The organism is Victivallis sp. Marseille-Q1083, from assembly GCF_903645315.1.
In the GTDB taxonomy this organism is placed as follows: domain Bacteria; phylum Verrucomicrobiota; class Lentisphaeria; order Victivallales; family Victivallaceae; genus UMGS1518.
Genome location: NZ_CAHJXL010000001.1, coordinates 3,430,212 through 3,446,731, shown reverse-complemented (window position 1 = coordinate 3,446,731; position 16,520 = coordinate 3,430,212). Strand labels below are relative to the sequence as shown.

13 protein-coding genes and 1 pseudogene are annotated in these 16,520 nt (G+C 58.8%); 9 read left to right on the top strand and 5 right to left on the bottom strand.

Annotation, left to right across the window (positions count from 1 at the left end):
* Window position 1 precedes the first annotated feature (1 nt).
* The 4 genes from HWX74_RS14215 to efp form a co-directional block, all read right to left on the bottom strand.
* Window positions 2–649: a prepilin-type N-terminal cleavage/methylation domain-containing protein gene (locus HWX74_RS14215; RefSeq protein WP_176014164.1), complete on the bottom strand. Its 648-nt coding sequence runs from the start codon at window positions 647–649 to the stop codon at window positions 2–4.
* 35 nt (window positions 650–684) lie between these two features.
* Window positions 685–1,767, bottom strand: a complete 1,083-nt coding sequence (locus HWX74_RS14210; protein ID WP_176014163.1) for a substrate-binding domain-containing protein — start codon at window positions 1,765–1,767, stop codon at window positions 685–687.
* Between the two features lie 285 nt (window positions 1,768–2,052).
* On the bottom strand, window positions 2,053–2,940 hold the full coding sequence (locus tag HWX74_RS14205; protein ID WP_176014162.1) for an amino acid--tRNA ligase-related protein: 888 nt from the start codon (window positions 2,938–2,940) through the stop codon (window positions 2,053–2,055).
* Between the two features lie 41 nt (window positions 2,941–2,981).
* Entirely contained in the window at window positions 2,982–3,548 is a 567-nt protein-coding gene (gene efp, locus HWX74_RS14200; RefSeq protein ID WP_176014161.1) for an elongation factor P, read from the bottom strand.
* Window positions 3,549–3,734: 186 nt separating this feature from the next.
* Here efp and HWX74_RS14195 point away from each other — a divergent pair, with 186 nt between their 5' ends.
* From HWX74_RS14195 to HWX74_RS14175, 5 genes are all read left to right on the top strand, one after another.
* A complete protein-coding gene (locus HWX74_RS14195; protein WP_176014160.1) occupies window positions 3,735–4,469 on the top strand; it encodes a hypothetical protein in 735 nt (244 codons plus the stop codon).
* 133 nt (window positions 4,470–4,602) lie between these two features.
* Window positions 4,603–5,010 carry a Minf_1886 family protein gene (locus HWX74_RS14190; protein ID WP_176014159.1) on the top strand — a complete coding sequence of 136 codons (408 nt, stop codon included), beginning with the start codon at window positions 4,603–4,605 and terminating at the stop codon, window positions 5,008–5,010.
* The gene (locus HWX74_RS14185; RefSeq protein ID WP_176014158.1) at window positions 5,003–7,534 is read left to right on the top strand and encodes a pitrilysin family protein; all 2,532 of its coding nucleotides are present in this window, start codon (window positions 5,003–5,005) and stop codon (window positions 7,532–7,534) included. Before HWX74_RS14190 ends, HWX74_RS14185 begins: the two co-directional genes overlap by 8 nt.
* Window positions 7,531–8,253, top strand: a complete 723-nt coding sequence (locus HWX74_RS14180) for an NAD-dependent epimerase/dehydratase family protein (RefSeq protein ID WP_176014157.1) — start codon at window positions 7,531–7,533, stop codon at window positions 8,251–8,253. Before HWX74_RS14185 ends, HWX74_RS14180 begins: the two co-directional genes overlap by 4 nt.
* A gap of 62 nt (window positions 8,254–8,315) precedes the next feature.
* Window positions 8,316–9,593: an O-acetylhomoserine aminocarboxypropyltransferase/cysteine synthase family protein gene (locus HWX74_RS14175; protein WP_176014156.1), complete on the top strand. Its 1,278-nt coding sequence runs from the start codon at window positions 8,316–8,318 to the stop codon at window positions 9,591–9,593.
* A gap of 286 nt (window positions 9,594–9,879) precedes the next feature.
* Here HWX74_RS14175 and HWX74_RS20715 read toward each other — a convergent pair.
* Window positions 9,880–10,050: pseudogene (locus HWX74_RS20715) on the bottom strand (peptide chain release factor-like protein); the annotation flags it as partial.
* A 218-nt stretch (window positions 10,051–10,268) separates the two neighbouring features.
* Between HWX74_RS20715 and purD the strand changes: the two are divergent.
* The 4 genes from purD (at window position 10,269) to HWX74_RS14150 (ending at window position 16,488) form a co-directional block, all read left to right on the top strand.
* Window positions 10,269–11,555: a phosphoribosylamine--glycine ligase gene (gene purD, locus HWX74_RS14165; protein ID WP_176014154.1), complete on the top strand. Its 1,287-nt coding sequence runs from the start codon at window positions 10,269–10,271 to the stop codon at window positions 11,553–11,555.
* A gap of 73 nt (window positions 11,556–11,628) precedes the next feature.
* Window positions 11,629–12,024 carry a hypothetical protein gene (locus HWX74_RS14160; RefSeq protein WP_176014153.1) on the top strand — a complete coding sequence of 132 codons (396 nt, stop codon included), beginning with the start codon at window positions 11,629–11,631 and terminating at the stop codon, window positions 12,022–12,024.
* Window positions 12,025–12,204: 180 nt separating this feature from the next.
* Window positions 12,205–15,738, top strand: a complete 3,534-nt coding sequence (gene nifJ, locus HWX74_RS14155; protein WP_176014152.1) for a pyruvate:ferredoxin (flavodoxin) oxidoreductase — start codon at window positions 12,205–12,207, stop codon at window positions 15,736–15,738.
* Window positions 15,739–16,008: 270 nt separating this feature from the next.
* Entirely contained in the window at window positions 16,009–16,488 is a 480-nt protein-coding gene (locus HWX74_RS14150; protein WP_176014151.1) for a GNAT family N-acetyltransferase, read from the top strand.
* Window positions 16,489–16,520 lie beyond the last annotated feature (32 nt).

Genomic DNA, 16,520 nt, shown 5'->3' with positions numbered 1-16,520 from the left:
CTTACCATTCATCGCTGACAATCGGATAGAGTACTTCACTCGGCCATTGCAGAAGCTCGCAGACGGTATCGACATGGCCATCAACGAACAACGTATTCATTTTCCGGTTGTGACGATACCAGTCCGGATCGATGGTTTTCGGAGCGCCATTGCCATGTATTTGCCAAGCACCCATGCCTTCCAGGATATGTCCCCGCTCGCTCGGCCGTAAAACCCTGGTCAGTTTGACGCCGGGATTGCCCACTGTCGCGCCGTTCATATAACCACAGATATTGTAATTAATTGCATAACTGTACGGCGCATCCATCGCATCTCCGGCAAAGACCGGGCAACTGAAAATTGACGTGGACCACTGTTTCCAGATCGTAAAATCCGGCGAGTCCCATTTATAATTCTGAGTTCCGGCATAAGGAGCCAAAACCATGTACCAGAAATTGCCGCCGGCATCCCTGCCCATCGGACCGTAGTCATCGTTGTCGTCGGCATACAATACAATTCCCAGTCCCTTCTGTTTCTGATTACTCACGCAACGGATCGCCTGTGCCGAAGCTTTTGCCTTGCTCAATGCCGGCAGCAACATACTGGCAAGGATGGCGATGATGGCAATCACAACCAGCAGTTCAATTAATGTAAATCTTCTGACTTTCATTTCAACATGCTCCTTTTCTTTGGTTATTGAATTTATCAGATCAACTCATGAGTGGAATTCCGAATGATGTATTGGGCCGGCGTATAACGGATGCCGGATTCCTTGCGGCCATTGTGAATCTGCCGCATCACTTCCTTGACACAGGCGATCCCCTGTTCGCGATATTCGGCATAGACGCAACTGATGTTGTAAACATCGATGAACCAGTCCGTTTCGCACCCCTGGATCACCAGATTGATATCCTCCGGGAAACGGATGCCGCGCTGCTGCAACTGCCGGATGATTTCCAACGCATAAATATGTCCCTGCGCAATGACCAGTGCGGTATGACTGTCAAGATGGTCCACGGTTTCCGCCGCCGCCTGCCGGAACACTTCCGGCGTCTTGCCGTCCCAGGCGACTTCCGGATTGTAGAGATCGATTTGAAAATCCTCGATCTCCAGCCGGTGAAATGCCGCTTCCAAGGCCTGGTGAATTTCGATGATCGCTTTGTCCTTCACCGTCGAGGCCAACATGATCCGGCGATGGCCCAGAATCGCCAGATGATGCCCAACCTGCTGATAAATATGGGACAGCGACAACAGCAACTGCAACGTATCCGGACAAATTTCCATCGTCCGCTGCTCGTAGAACAGCCCCAGATTGACCAGCGGCCGGCCGGCGGCAGCCAGGATTTCAGTCAGCCGGAACGGTGAAATGCCGGCGACAATGCAAGCCTCGAACGACAGGCTGTCCAGCAGCGAACAAACCTGTTCCTCATAATGCAGCGGGTCCAGTTCCCGAACCATCAGTTCGACGCCGGCCAGCCGGGCCTGATGGACCGCGCCGCCGATCATATAGGTGTGAGCCGGGTCGTTGAAACGGTCGGCAAACGACAGCAGCAGCACCGTTGTCGGCCGGGGACATTCCGGAACCGGCACTTCCCGCTTCACCGGAAACTGATAACCGCCCCGCGGCAGCGCTTCGAGCACCGCGTGCCGGCAGAGCTTGCGAAGCGCCTTGCGGACCGTCAGCCGGTTGCAATCATAGCGTGCCGCCAGCTCGCGCTCGCTCGGAACGACCGTCAGGCCATAACAGTCTTCGGCAATCTGCTCGGCAATTCGTTCAAACAGCAACATGTTCTTCCTTTTCCTTTGAACCGCTGGAAAACGACAGCATGATATCGTCTTCCCCAAATTAATCCACTGGAATATTTTTTTCGATAAACCAGATAGTTTTTCGGTGATTCTTATTCCAAATGATCACTTTATTTTTAATTATAGCAAAAAAAAGAAGAAAAAGCAACCCATCGAAGCTATAATCAGGAATTTTTTATTAGTCCAATGGATTATTAATTCAGCAAAAGAAGTCAGCAACAAACGTGTGGGACCGCAAGGAACGGACCGCTTGCAGGCCAGAATCCGCTATTCCGCCCGCACCTGGCCGATATCGTCGACCGCGGCGAAAATCATCGCCAGCCGGTCGAATCCCAGGGCGCTGCCGGCGCACGGCGGCAGCAGCCCGGCATCCATCATCGCCAGAAATTCTTCCGCCGCCGGATACGGCTGCATGCCGCCGGCGGCCCGGAAATCCAATGCGGCTTGAAAACGGCGGCGCTGTTCCGCCCCGTCGATCAGCTCGCTGTAGGCATTGGCCAATTCGATGCCGGCGATGTACAATTCCCAGCGTTCGGCCGCCGCCGGATTGTCCGCTTTGACCCGCGCCAGCGCCGCCCGTTCGACCGGATAATCGGTTAAAAAGGTCAGGCGGCCGCGCCCCAGCTGCGGTTCGACGGCGCAAACCATCCGTTCGTCGAAGCAGTCCCGTTCCAACGCTTCCTGCGCCGAACAGCCGGCATAACGCCGGAACGCCTCGTCGACCGTCAGCCATTCATAACCGGCTTCCAAATCGACCGTCGTTCCGCAATATTCCAGGCGCCCCCCGCCGAACAGCTCCCGGGCCGCCGACCGGATAAAGCCGGCCGTCAGCTCCGCCAGTTGCCGGTAGTCAGCGCCGGCTTCATAATATTCCAGCATCGTGAACTCTTCGCGATGCTTCCGGCCGTGTTCGCCGGCCCGGAAACAGGAACCGAACTGGTAAATCTTCGCCAGGCCGGCACCGAGCAGCAACTTCATCTCCAGCTCCGGACTCGGCCGCAGAAAGCCGCCGCCGGCCCGCAGCGTCTCGATGAACTCCTCCGGCGCCGGCGCCGGAATCAACACCGGAGTTTCCACTTCCAGAAAACCGCGCGCGTCCAGCCAGGAACGAATTGCGCGCCGCAATGCGGCGCGCAACTCCAAATGCGGACGCACTTCCCGCCTCCGCCGAATCGATTCCGGTAACGTCTCCACGCTCAGGCCTTGCTGACGCGCTCCGCGTATTCACCGGTACGGGTATCGATCTTGACGACATCGCCGATGTTGATGAACAGCGGCACCTGCAGTTCATAGCCGTTGTCGATCTTGGCCGGCTTCATCACGTTGGTCGCCGTATCGCCGCGGGCGCCCGGCTCGGTTTCGACGATCTCCTTCTCGATGAAGGTCGGCAAAGTGATTTCAATCGGTTCGCCGTTGAACATCACGAAGTTGCAGACGCAGTTGTCCAGCAGGAAATAGGCCTTGTCGCCGAGCGTCTCCTTGCTGACATGAAATTCCTCGTAGGTGTCGGCGTCGCTGAAAACGAAGCTGTCGCCATCGGGATAGGAATAGTGCATTTCCCGCTCGCTCAAATCCGGTTTTTCGATCTTGTCGGTCGGCCGGTAGGTTTTTTCCATGCCGATGTTGGTGATCATATTCTTCATCCGGCAACGATACAATGCGGTCCCTTTGCCCGGTTTGCAGAATTCGAATTCGGTGATGATCCACGGCTGGCCGTCGATCTGAATTTTCAAGCCTTTGCGGAGGTCGGAAGCACTGAACATTTAACAAAACTCCTGAATGATTGTTCCATGAGATTACTATAGCTTATACTATAAATCTAAGTTGTTCTTATTTCAAGCAATCATTCAAGAAATTCGAAAAAGCGGCCGATCGCCATTTGTTTTCGGCAACCGGGTGTGCTACTGTTTGAATATGGAGTTGCAATCAATTCGAAGCTGTGAATGTTTATGACGGTGAAAGCCGAACATCCGACGGAGAATGCCGTCCGTCTGCCGTATCGCTGGAATACGCTGGCCGGCAGCGTTTTGTGTTGCACCGCCGCCGGCATGCTGCCGACCCTGGTCTGCACTGCGCGCCTGCCGCGCACCGTCATGCTGGCCGATGTCTTCAACAGCGCCCTGCTGAGTTTCTGTCTGGCCGCCGGTTTCCTGCTGGTGCTGCTGCTGAACCGCCGACCGACCAGCCGTTCCGTTTTCCGGCAATATCTGCTGGCCGATTTCATCGGTTTGTGCGCCGGCGGTTCGGCCGGCATTCTAAGCATGTCGTTCTTTTACCATTCGGTCGGCAAACCGCGCGAAGCCCTGCTGATCCTGCCGCTGGCGGTCTTTTACGGCATCAGTTGGCTTCATCTGCTCTACGCGCTGCGCCGTTCCGGCTACGTCCGTAAAATCGGCGGCTTGATCGCGCTGTTCCTGATCGGGCGGCTGAGCTGCCTGCTGCTGCTGCAGTTGCAATTCACCCTCAAGGAACTGGCGCTGACCTCTTTTCTGCTGCTGCTGCAGGGGATGCTGTTCGTCATCGCCTGGGCGGCGCCGCTCTATCCGATCCTGGCCTTCCCGCCGCTGACCAGCCGCAACTGGGCGGCCCGCTGCCGTCAGTTGATCGTTTATTCGGCGCTGCTGATTTCCGGAGCCATCGTGCTCTGGGACCTGACCTTCCGCTATCTTTCCTATTGTTTGTAAATTTCCCGCCGCCGGCCGGCAAAAAAGTGAAACCGCCGCTTTATTTTCGCCAAAAAACGGTTACAATAAATGAAGATAAAAAATGATTTTGCCGCAACGGCCAAAATCGGTTCCAAACACCCCGGAGGCATCGATGGCTGCACCCAACAAGGAATACGATCTGAAACTGGCCCGGCTGCTCGCCCGGAACGGACGTTATCCGCGCGAAGCTTATGAATTCGTTCAGGCTTCCGTCGTCCGCGCCGTCAAGGCCGCCGGTCACTGCCGTCACATCACGGCCCGGGAAATCCTTCTGCACCTGTGCGAACTGGCGGTCGCCGAATTCGGGCCGATGGCCGCCGCCGTGCTGGCGGAATGGCGCCTGAAATATGCCAGCGATATCGGCGCGATCGTCTTCGCACTGATCAGGGAACAGATCCTCTGCGCCGACGAGCAGGATTCCCCGGAGGATTTCAACATCGACTTCGACCTGACCGCCGCCGTCTCCGCCGCGACCGACTCCAACAACCATTCAACCGACAGGATACCGATCATTGAGTAAGCCCACTTTTCACGTCGAATCGTTCCACCTCGACAACGGCATGGGAATCCACATCATGCCGCGGCCGGATTCTTCCCGGCTGGCGCTTTATGCGCAGGTCGGCACCGGCAGCATTCACGAAGGCGAATTTCTCGGCTACGGCCTTTCCCATTTCCTTGAGCACATGATGTTCGAAGGCTGCGAGGGTTTTCCGAACAACGCCGTCGCCGACACTGTCAACGCGCTCGGCGGTTACGCCAACGCATTCACCGACTACCAGCGGACGGTCTACCAACTCGAACTGCCGTCCGAATCGCTGGCCGCCGGGCTCGACATTCTCGCCGCCATGCTGATGCGCCCGCTGTTTCCGGAAGCGCGCTTCCAGGCCGAAAAAAAGGTCATCCAGCGGGAACGCGAGATGAGTCTCGATCAGCCGAATACGGTGCTGCTGCAGCAACTCTGCGCCAACAGTTTCCTGGTCCATCCGCTCCGCCATCCGATCATCGGCTACCGGGAGCTGATCGACCAGGTCGACCGCGATATCATGTGCGGTTATTACCGGCGCCGCTATACGCCCGGCCGGAGCGACCTGGTGATCGTCGGGCCGGTCAGCATCGCCAGGACACTTCAACAGGCCGCCAAACGTTTCGAGGCCTGGCCCCGCCGTTCCCTGGCCGACCAGCCGCTGCCGGAGGAACCGCCGCAATGCCGCAGCCGGCGGGAAGTCCACCCCTTCCCGGACCCGCAGGCCCGGCTCGCCGTCGGCGCTAAAATTCCGCCGCTCTGGCATCCAGACATTCCGGCCATCGATATTTTGAACGGCATCCTCGGCCAGAACGACAGCTCCCGGCTGCTGCGCAAGCTGCGCCAGGAGCAGCAACTGGCTATCCAGATCCAGACGTTCTGTTTCGCCTCGCGGGTCACCGGCCTGCTGGGAATTTTCGCCGCCGCCGAACCGGGCAAACTGGCGGCGCTGGAACAGGCGATCGGCGGCGAACTCGAAACGATTCGGCAACACGGCGTCAGCGTCGCGGAATTGAACCGGGAAATCATCCAGCAGACCGCAGCGCTGCGCCGCGATTTGAAGAGCAACAACGCCCTCGCGCTGAATCTGCTTAATTCGCTGGCCGGGTACGGCCAGATCGTCGATCCGGAACAATATCTCGACCAACTGAAAGCCCTGACGCCGGAAAATATCCAGACCGCCGCCCGGCGTTACTTCGCGCCGGAACAATTGACCTGGAATCTGCTGGTCCCTCCGGAACAGCTCCGCGCCAGGCGAGTCCGCTCCGCGTCCGGCGTCCGGCACGGCCGGCCGGAACGCCGTCGCCTGCAGCACGGTTCTGAATTGATCCTGCAGCCGGACAGCCGGCACCGGCTGGTCGACCTGGCCGTCCTCATGCCCGGCGGCCAGATCTGGGAAAACCGCCGCAACGCCGGCATTTCACGGTTGCTGAGCGCCCTGCTGCTGGGCGGCACCCGACAGTTTCCCGAGGCGGAACTGGCGGAACGACTCGACGACAACGCGGTGGAATACCGCATCTCTCCCGGCAACAATTCACTGATGTTCCGTTTCAACTGTCCGGAAGAACGTTTGCCGGCAGTGCTGGAACTCGTCAAAAGCATCCTGCTGGAAAGTACCTTCCCGGCGACCGTCTTCGAGCGGGAACGGGCCAATCTGCTCGAACAATTGAAAAGCCGCCGGCTGCAACCGCTGCATGTGGCCCAGGAAAAAGCGCTGGCGCTGTTGTATGGCGACCATCCCTGCGGCCTGCCGCATCTCGGCTCCGAAGCAAGCCTGCAACGCCTCAAACCGACCGACATCGGCAAATTTTACCGGACGCTCCGGCTGCCGGGGCGGACCGTTTTCGGCGCCGCCGGAGCCTTCGACCACGCTGTCGTCACCCGTTTCTTCGAAGAACTCGACGCGGCGATTCCGTGGGCCGCAACCGAGCCGGAATGGCCGCCGCCGCCGCGATTTCCGCAGCAGGAACAACAGGTGTTCCTGCCGCTGCCGCGCGAACAGGCGGCGGTCATCTATGCGGTTCCCGCCTGCGACAACCTGTCGCCGGACCGTTTCGTCTTCGATTTGCTGCAGCATGTGCTGAACGGACTGTCCGCCAATCTGTTCAAGACGGTGCGGGAGGACAATGCGCTGGCCTACGCGACCGGCGCCAACGCCATCCGCGGCTTTTTCCCCGGCGTCATCAATTTTTACGCCGGCACCGCCCCGGACCAGGCGCCCGCGGCACTGGAATTGCTGAAGGAAGAGCGCCGCCGGCTTGGCCGGCAGGGACTGGGCGCCGCAGAGCTGGCCGCCGCCAAGGCCGCGCTTAAACAGGACAACGCGGAAATGCAGGAACGCAGCGATCTGCTGCTGCTGAATCTGCTGCTGGCCGCATTTTACCGGCAGGAGTTGCTGCTGCCGGATGAACTCGACCGTCTGTACGACCGCTTGAGCCTGACCGAAGTAAATGCCTGCCTCAAACGATATTTTGCCGAACCGGTCGGCGTCGGCGTCATCACCGGACCGGAGGCCAGATGATCCGGGTCGGCATCACCGGACAATCCGGCTTCATCGGCGGCACGCTGTACCGTTTGCTCCGCATCACCGAGCATATCAAATGCGTCGATTTCCATCGCGACTACTTCGCATCGCCGGAGGCGCTGGCCGGTTTCGTCCGGCGGTGCGACAGCATCGTCCACCTGGCGGCGGTCAGCCGTCATCCGGACGGCGAACGACTGTTCCAAACCAACCTGCAATTGACCGAGCGGCTGCTGGCGGCCGCCCGGGCGACCGGTTTCCGCGGCGCCATCTACCTGGGTTCGACCACTCACGAGGCGAAGGAACAACCCTATCACGCTTCCAAACGCGCCAGCCGGGCCCGGCTGGAAGCCTGGGCGGCCGAAACCGGCGGGCGCTGCACGACCTTGCTGATGGCCAACACCTTCGGCCCGGGCAGCCGCCCTTTCTATAATTCGGTGGTGTCGACCTTCTGCCGGCAATGCGCCCGGCGGCAGCCATGCACGGTGACCGGCGACAGCCTGCTCGAACTGATCTACGTCGACGACCTGGTGCGGGCGATCCGGGACCTCCTGCTGACGCCGCCCGATTCTCCCGCCGTCACCATCGCCGCCACCGATCGTCTGACGGTCAGTGCGCTGGCCGCCAAACTGCAGGCCTTCGCCGCGGCGGCGGACAAGCCGGTACTGCACGGCCGTTTCGACGCGGCTTTGTTCAATACTTTCGCCAGTTACCGTTGACAAACTCCACTCGATGCTTTAGAGTAAATGCCTTGATCAACATTATTGCGAGGAAAATTATCATGAATCAGAAAAATTGGAAATTTGAAACCCGGACCATCCAGGAAGGCTATGCCCCGGACAACGGTGAACCGCGCGTGCTGCCGTTGTGGCAGAGTACCACCTTCAAATACGACACCGCCCAGAGCGTCGCCGATTTGTTCGACCTCAAAGCGCCGGGCCATATGTATTCGCGGATCAGCAACCCGACCGTCGAAGCGTTCGAAAAGAAGATCGCTTCGCTCGAAGGCGGCGTCGCCGCGGTGGCCACCTCCTCCGGCCAGGCGGCCAATGCGCTGGCGATCCTGAACATCTGTCCGACCGGCGGCCACTTCGTCAGTTCGGCGACCCTGTACGGCGGGACGTTCACGATGTTCTCCAGCAAACTGCAGCAGATGGGAATCGAAGTGACCTTCGTCTCCCCTTCGGCTCCGGCGGCGGAAATCGCCGCGGCAATCCGGCCGAACACCCGCTGCATTTTCACCGAAACGCTGGCCAATCCGGCGCTGGAAGTTTTGGACATCGAAAAATTCGCCCAGATCGCCCATTCCCATGAGTTGCCGCTGATCGTCGACAACACCTTCCCGACCCCTTACTTGTGCAATCCGTTCGATTTCGGCGCCGATATCGTCACCCATTCGACGACCAAATACCTCGACGGCCATGCCTGCTGCGTCGGCGGCATCGTCGTTGAAAAAGGCGATTTCTACTGGGATGCCGACAAATTTCCGAACTTCAACGAACCGGACGCCACCTATCACGGCGTCGTCTACATGCGCGATTTTCCGGAAACGCCCTATTCGACGAAACTGCGGGTGCAGTGGATTCGCGACCTCGGCGTGGCGATGACGCCGTTCAACGCCTATTTGACCAATCTCGGCAGCGAAACGCTGCACGTCCGCATGGACCGGCATTGTTCGAACGCATTGAAGCTGGCGGAATTCCTCCAGTCCCATCCGAAAGTGAGCTGGGTCAATTATCCGATGCTGCCCGGCGGGCAATATTACGATCTCGCCCAGAAATATCTGCGCGGCGGCTCCGGCGTCCTCTGCTTCGGCGTCAAAGGCGGTAAAAAAGAGGGAGAAATCGTCATGAACAACCTTCACCTGGCGGCGATTGTCGTCCATGTGGCGGATGTCCGGACCTGCGTGCTGCATCCGGCCAGCATGACGCACCGCCAGATGGACGAAGCGGCGCAACGGGCGGCCGGCGTGTCGCCGGATCTGATCCGGGTTTCGGTCGGTCTGGAAAACATCGACGATATCATCGCCGATTTCGACGGCGCGCTGAGCAAAATTTAGTTTTTTTACCTGAAAAGCCGCGGGCGGGGACAAGGCATCAGCCGTGCAGGAAACCGAGGCCGGCGGCCAATCGCTCGGCGTTGACCTTTTCCAGCAGCGCGCCATCCCGGGCCAACAGTTTCGTCAACTGGCTTCTGGAGCAGCCGAGCAGCCCGGCGGTGCATTCCAAATCCCACTGCCGCTCCGCCAGGCAATCCAGCAGCCGGGCGCACCACAACGGGTAGCGCGGATTCGACAGGCCGCAGGCAACCGGTTCCGGCGCCTCGGCGGGATGGCAGCGCACTTCGCGGGCGATCAACAGCCGCAGCTTGGCCAATGCCGCCGCCCGGTTGCGATGCTGGCTGCGCTCGGAACAGTCGGTAACACTCAACCCGGTCGGCCGGTGGGTCAACCGGACGGCGCTGGAAGTTTTGTTGCGTTTCTGGCCGCCCCGGCCGGTGCTTTTGAAAAAATCCAGCGTGCACGCCGCCGCCAATTCTTCGTCCGAATCACTCAAAAACCGGTCCCGATCCCGGCGGGTAATATTCATTGGCTGAAATTTTCCTACTTATCCTGCATTTTCGACTTGGTTCTTTTACTATAACAGGCTAAATTACCAAATCAATCTTTTGGAACTCAAAATCGGCTGCGGCAAGCAAGCGGTATTGATCGGAAAAAATCTGGAGATAGAAATTCATGAATGTATTGGTGATTGGCAGCGGCGGTCGCGAACACGTCCTGTGCTGGAAATTGGCGCAAAGCGCCCGGGTCGATAAAGTCTACTGCGCGCCGGGCAACGCCGGAATCAAGCAACATGCAGAATGCGTCGACCTTCCGGTCGACAAACTCGAAGCGCTGGCCGACTTTGCCGTCTCGCATCAGATCGACTTCACCGTCGTCGGGCCGGAAGCGCCGCTGTGCGCCGGCATCGTCGACCTCTTCCGTTCCCGCGGATTGAAAATTTTCGGACCGACCCAGGCGGCGGCCCGGCTCGAAGGCAGCAAAGATTTCGCCAAGGCGTTCATGGTCAAACATCATATTCCGACCGCCCAGTCGGCGACCTTCACCCACCAGATCGGCGCGGTCGAGTATATCGCCAAGCAGTTCGACCGCGGTGCCCGCGGCGTCGTCGTCAAAGCGGACGGCCTGGCCGCCGGCAAAGGGGTGCTGGTCGCCTATGATCCGGATTCCGCCATCGATTTCGTCAGCGACTGTTTCAATGGTGCCTTCGGCTCCTCCGGCAAAAAAATATTGATCGAAGAATGCCTGTTCGGAGAAGAGGCCTCCATCCTGGCGCTGACCGACGGCAAGACGATCGTCCCGCTGGCCAGCGCCCAGGACCACAAACGGGCATTCGACAACGACGAGGGCCCCAATACCGGCGGTATGGGCGCTTATTCGCCGGCGCCGGTCGTCGACGCCGCGATGATGGAACGGATCCAGTCCGAAATTCTGACGCCGTTTTTGAAAGGCATCCAGGCGGATAAACTTGATTACAAAGGCATCATTTTCGTCGGGATTATGATCACCGATGACGGCCCGAAGGTGCTGGAATTCAACGTCCGCTTCGGCGACCCCGAAGTCCAGGCGGTATTGCGCCGCTTCGAAGGCGATTTGCTCGACGTCATGCAAAAGACGGTCGACGGCCGGCTGGACGAGGCGGAACTCCGCTGGAACGATCAGCCGGCGGTCTGTGTCGTGCTCGCCTCCGGCGGCTATCCGGAACATTATGAAAAGGGTTTTCCGATCTTCGGACTCGAGGCGGCCGGCGCCACCGGCGCGATCGTTTTCCATGCCGGCACCGCCGAGAAATGCGGCGAAATCATCACCGCCGGCGGCCGGGTGCTCGGCGTCACCGCGCTCGGCGCGACGATCACCGAAGCGATCGACAAAGTTTACGAGGCGGTAGATTTGATTGAATGGGATGATTGTTTCTGCCGGCGCGACATCGGCTTCCGGGCGTTGGCGCGCCCAAAAAAGTGAACGAAAAAACTTGCAAGCCGGTGCAAGACGGACTATTGTTTACCGCACCAACAATCACAACGGAGAAAATGAGATGATAAAAAGATGGACGTTGCCGCTGCTGGCGGCAGTTTCGCTGTTGGGCATTGCCACCGGCTGCAGTTCCGTGGAGAGCGCTTCGAGTTTCAACGCGCTCGGCGTGGCGGCCACTCCCACCCAGGCGATTTCCCATTTGAATTCGACAATCTACGGGTATTATTTCTTCGGCATTCCGATCCTGACCGGCAGTGTCGGACGCAGCAACAGTTGCGCGATTTTCACCGACACGGTGACGCTGGACAAAGCGCTGCTGCAGATGAACAAGGTCGCCCGGGCGCAGGGCGCCAGCAAGGTGATCAATCTGAGCTCGCGGATGGATTCGAACTGGGTCTGGTACACGCTGCTCTTCAGCTATCGCGAAGTACAAATTTCCGGCACGGCGGTCAAATAACTACCGTTCCGTTCGACCGTTCCTTCCCGGATGACATTTTTCAAAGGATCGTTTGAAAAAAAGGTCGTCCGGGTGTATTTTTTAAGACCGATTTTTGTTTTGTGGCCGGCGGGGCATTTTTCGTTTCGTCGGACATAGTCGATTTATTAGATGCCAATAAGCTCTGGAGGTAATGAGAAAATGGGCAAAAAAATGCAGACCATCGACGGGAATTACGCGGCTGCATACGTCGCTTACGCGTTCAGCGAAGTCGCGGCGATCTATCCGATCACCCCGTCCTCGACGATGGGCGAGTATGCCGACCAATGGGCCAGCATGGGCCAGAAGAACATGTTCGGCGAAAAAGTTGAGGTTGTCGAAATGCAGTCCGAAGCGGGTGCCGCCGGAGCCGTCCACGGTTCGTTGAGCGCCGGTGCGCTGACCACCACCTTCACCGCCTCCCAGGGTTTGCTGCTGATGATTCCGAACATGTACAAGATCGCCGGCGAAATGCTGCCGACCGTCTTCCATGTTTCCGCCCGGGCGCTGGCCGCCCAGTCGCTGTCGATCTTCGGCGACCATTCCGACGTGATGAGCTGCCGGAGCACCGGTTTCGCGATGACGTCGGCCGCCTCGATCCAGGAAACCCATGACCTGGCGATCGTCGCGCATTTGTCCGCTCTGCATAGCGAAATTCCTTTCCTGAGCTTCTTCGACGGTTTCCGTACCTCGCATGAAATCCAGAAAATCGAACTGCTCGATTACGCCGATATGAAATCGCTGCTCGACATGAAGGACGTCGAGCGGTTCCGCAACCGCGCTTTGCGTCCGGAAGCGCCGTACGCCAAAATGGCGGCGCAGAATCCGGACGTCTACTTCCAGGGCCGCGAAACGACCAACCGGCAGTACGCCGACCTGCCGGCGACCGTCCAGCACTATATGGATGAGCTGGCCAAAGTGACCGGCCGGCAACTGCACCTCTTCGATTACGTCGGCGCTGCCGATGCCGAGAATATCATCATCGCGATGGGTTCCGGCTGCGAAACCATCGAAGAGACCATCGATTACCTCAACGCCAGGGGCGGTAAATACGGCCTGTTGAAAGTCCGTTTGTACCGGCCGTTTTCGGTCGACTACTTCCTCAAGGCGCTGCCGAAGAGCGTCAAACGCATCGCCGTGCTGGATCGCCTGAAAGAGCCGGGCTCGCTGGCCGAACCGTTGTTCCTCGACGTCCAGAGCGCGCTGGCCGGTTCCGATATCAAGGTGATCGGCGGCCGCTACGGTCTGGCGAGCAAGGAGTTCACGCCGTCGATGGTCAACGCCGTCTACCAGCACCTGGCCGGCAAATGCACCCACAATTTCACCGTCGGCATCAACGACGACGTCACCCATCTCTCGCTGCCGATCACCGAAGAGATCATCTCCGAACCGACGGACGCCACCAGTTGCATGTTCTGGGGACTGGGCGCCGACGGTACGGTCGGTTCCAACAAGAACTCGATCAAAATCATCGGCGACAATACCAACAAGTACGTCCAGGCCTACTTCCAGTACGACTCCAAGAAATCCGGCGGCATCACCATTTCCAACCTGCGTTTCGGCAACAGCCCGATCAAGTCGGAATACGCGGTGACCAGCCCGAACTTCGTCGCCTGCCACAACGCCGCTTACATCGGCCGTTACGACATGCTCTCCGGCATCAAGGAAGGCGGCACCTTCCTGCTGAACAGCGAACTGCCGGCCGATAAAGTGTTCGCCAGCTTCACCCGCGACATGCAGGAAACCATCATCAGGAAGCAGATCAAAGTCTATACGATCGATGCGTTGAAGATTTCGATGGCGGCCGGCCTCGGCGCCCGGATCAACACGGTCATGCAGGTCTGTTTCTTCGCGCTGGCCAACATCATCCCGCAGGATGAAGCGATCGGCTATATCAAGAAAGCGATCGAAAAGACCTTCAAGAAAAAAGGCGACGAAGTCGTTGCCAAGAATATCAAGTGCGTCGACAACGCGCTGGCCAACCTGGAAAAAGTGCCGGTGCCGGCGACGGTGGAAGCGATTACCGAATCCTACAAGGCTCCGGTCCTGATCAGCGAAGCCGCCGGCGTTTTCGCCAACACGCTGATGAAGCCGATTATCCACCAGCAGGGCGACGCCATTCCGGTTTCGGCGATGTCCTACGACGGTTCGATGCCGACGGCGACCAGCAAGCTGGAAAAACGCGGTATCGCGCCGATGGTCCCGCAGTGGGATTCTTCGAAGTGCATCCAGTGCAACCAGTGCGTCATGGCCTGTCCGCACGCCGTGATCCGCGCCAAGCAGATCCGGCCGGAAGACCTGGCCGGCAAGCCGGCGACCTTCGAAACGGTGCCGTCCAAGACCAAGAACAGCTCCAATTTGCAGTATCGCATTCAAGTTTATTGCGAAGACTGCACCGGCTGCGGCGTCTGTATCGAAACCTGCCCGGCCAAGGAAAAGGCGTTGAGCTTCGTTCATCTGCCGGATGCCCGCAAGGCCGGCCAGGACGAAAATGCCGAATTCTTCGAGCAACTGCCGGACAATCTGACCGAAGGCGCTTCGATCGATACGGTCAAGGGGTCGCAGTTCCTGATGCCGTATTTCGAATTCAGCGGCGCCTGCGCCGGTTGCGGTGAAACGCCGTACGTCAAGCTGGTTTCCCAGTTGTTCGGCAACCGGATGATCGTCGCGAACGCCACCGGCTGTTCGTCGATCTACGGCGGTTCGTTCCCGTCGCTGCCGTACTGCAAAGACAAGTCCGGCCGCGGTCCGGCCTGGGCGAATTCGCTCTTTGAAGACAACGCCGAATACGGCTTCGGTATGCGCATCGCCGTCGACACCAACCGCAAACAGTTGATGTCGCTGGTCAAGCGGGCGCTTGAACTCGGCGTCTGCTGCGACGAATTCAAAGGTATGCTGGAAACGGCCGCCGCCAATTTCGACAAGACCGATGCCGATGCCATCGCCCTCCAGAACAAGATCGGTGAAATCCTGCCGAAGGCGATCGAAAAGAGCGAAGGCGAACTCAGGGACGTCCTGTCCAAGATGTTCGAGCTCAAAGATTACTTCGTCGACAAATCCGTCTGGATTCTCGGCGGCGACGGCTGGGCCTATGACATCGGTTTCGGCGGCCTCGATCACGTCGTCGCCCAGGACCGCAACGTCAACATCCTGGTGCTGGACACCGAAGTGTATTCCAACACCGGCGGCCAGGCTTCGAAATCCACGCCGATCGGCGCGGTGGCGTTGTTCGCCGCCGCCGGCAAACGGCTGACCAAGAAAAATCTCGGATTCATGTGCATGAGCTACGGCAACGTCTACGTCGCCTCCATCGCGATGGGCGCCAACCGCCAGCAGACGCTGAAGGCGATCCAGGAAGCGGAAGCGCACCAGGGTCCGTCGATCATTCTGGCCTACGCGCCGTGCATCGCCCACGGGATCAAGGGCGACATGCGGATGAGCCAGGTCGAAGAGAAACGCGCCGTGGACGCCGGCTACTGGCCGCTCTACCGGTTCAACCCGAACAATGCGGAAAAACCGTTCACCTGGGAAACCAAGGAGGCAACTCAGAGCTTCATGGACTTCATCAAGAGCGAACGCCGTTATGCATCGCTGCAGAAGGTCGCCCCGACCGAAGCCGATGAGGTATACGCGGAGGCGGAAGCCGATGCCAAACGCCGCATGGAATTCTTCAAGAACCTCGGCAATCTGATGTAATCGGAAACGATGGCGGAGGAATTGCCAATTTCTCCGCCGCCTTGAAAAATTCAAAGCGTAAAAGGAGATGGCAATTCTTCTTTTACGCTTTTTCATTTTCAGAGGTCTGAACGTCAACGCCCACTTGAAGGCATGAGTACGGCGAAGCCGAACGGAATGCCGCAGAGCCGGGGCCTCCGAAAAGTACCCTCTGCTTGGGGCGAATGCCCAAAGTTCCGAGGCCCGGGGCCGAAGGAAGGCAACTTTTCGGGGAAACAATTGGAGGTCACTATGTATAAAATTCGCCGCGCCACCCTGGAGGACATCGAAGAAATCGCCGCAATCATCGCGGACAATTTCGACCGGGCGATGCCGGAACACTCGTTGCCGGTACGGGAGTTCTGCAAACAACATTCCAGCGCCGACCGATTGCGGCAGGAATTCTCCTGGCGGGAGATGTATGTGGCCGGCAACATCGCCGGCCACCTCGGCAGCACCGGTTCGCTGGTGGATTTCGGCCGCCAGGGCCACCCCAGAATCTGCCTTTCCAATTTCTTCGTCCGGCCGGAGCTGCACGGCAAAGGGCTGGGCAGACAACTGCTGCATTTCCTGGTCGATACGGCCAGACAGCGAAAACTCCGGCAATTGCAGGTGCCAAGCAGCCGGACGGGGCTGGAATTTTATCGGCACTTCGGCTTCACGGTTGATGCCGTCCAACCGCCGGAAGACGTCGCGCTGGAAATCACCTGGATGACCAAGGTGTTGTCCTAACGGGGAATTTTACCATTCCGGTTTCAGAGGGC

Bases quoted from the DNA above. Each gene is read 5' to 3' on its own strand.
- HWX74_RS14215 (WP_176014164.1), bottom strand. From the start codon at position 649: ATGAAAGTCAGAAGATTTACATTAATTGAACTGCTGGTTGTGATTGCC.
- HWX74_RS14210 (WP_176014163.1), bottom strand. From the start codon at position 1,767: ATGTTGCTGTTTGAACGAATTGCCGAGCAGATTGCCGAAGACTGTTAT.
- efp (WP_176014161.1), bottom strand. From the start codon at position 3,548: ATGTTCAGTGCTTCCGACCTCCGCAAAGGCTTGAAAATTCAGATCGAC.
- HWX74_RS14195 (WP_176014160.1), top strand. From the start codon at position 3,735: ATGACGGTGAAAGCCGAACATCCGACGGAGAATGCCGTCCGTCTGCCG.
- HWX74_RS14190 (WP_176014159.1), top strand. From the start codon at position 4,603: ATGGCTGCACCCAACAAGGAATACGATCTGAAACTGGCCCGGCTGCTC.
- HWX74_RS14180 (WP_176014157.1), top strand. From the start codon at position 7,531: ATGATCCGGGTCGGCATCACCGGACAATCCGGCTTCATCGGCGGCACG.
- HWX74_RS14175 (WP_176014156.1), top strand. From the start codon at position 8,316: ATGAATCAGAAAAATTGGAAATTTGAAACCCGGACCATCCAGGAAGGC.
- purD (WP_176014154.1), top strand. From the start codon at position 10,269: ATGAATGTATTGGTGATTGGCAGCGGCGGTCGCGAACACGTCCTGTGC.
- HWX74_RS14160 (WP_176014153.1), top strand. From the start codon at position 11,629: ATGATAAAAAGATGGACGTTGCCGCTGCTGGCGGCAGTTTCGCTGTTG.
- nifJ (WP_176014152.1), top strand. From the start codon at position 12,205: ATGGGCAAAAAAATGCAGACCATCGACGGGAATTACGCGGCTGCATAC.
- HWX74_RS14150 (WP_176014151.1), top strand. From the start codon at position 16,009: ATGTATAAAATTCGCCGCGCCACCCTGGAGGACATCGAAGAAATCGCC.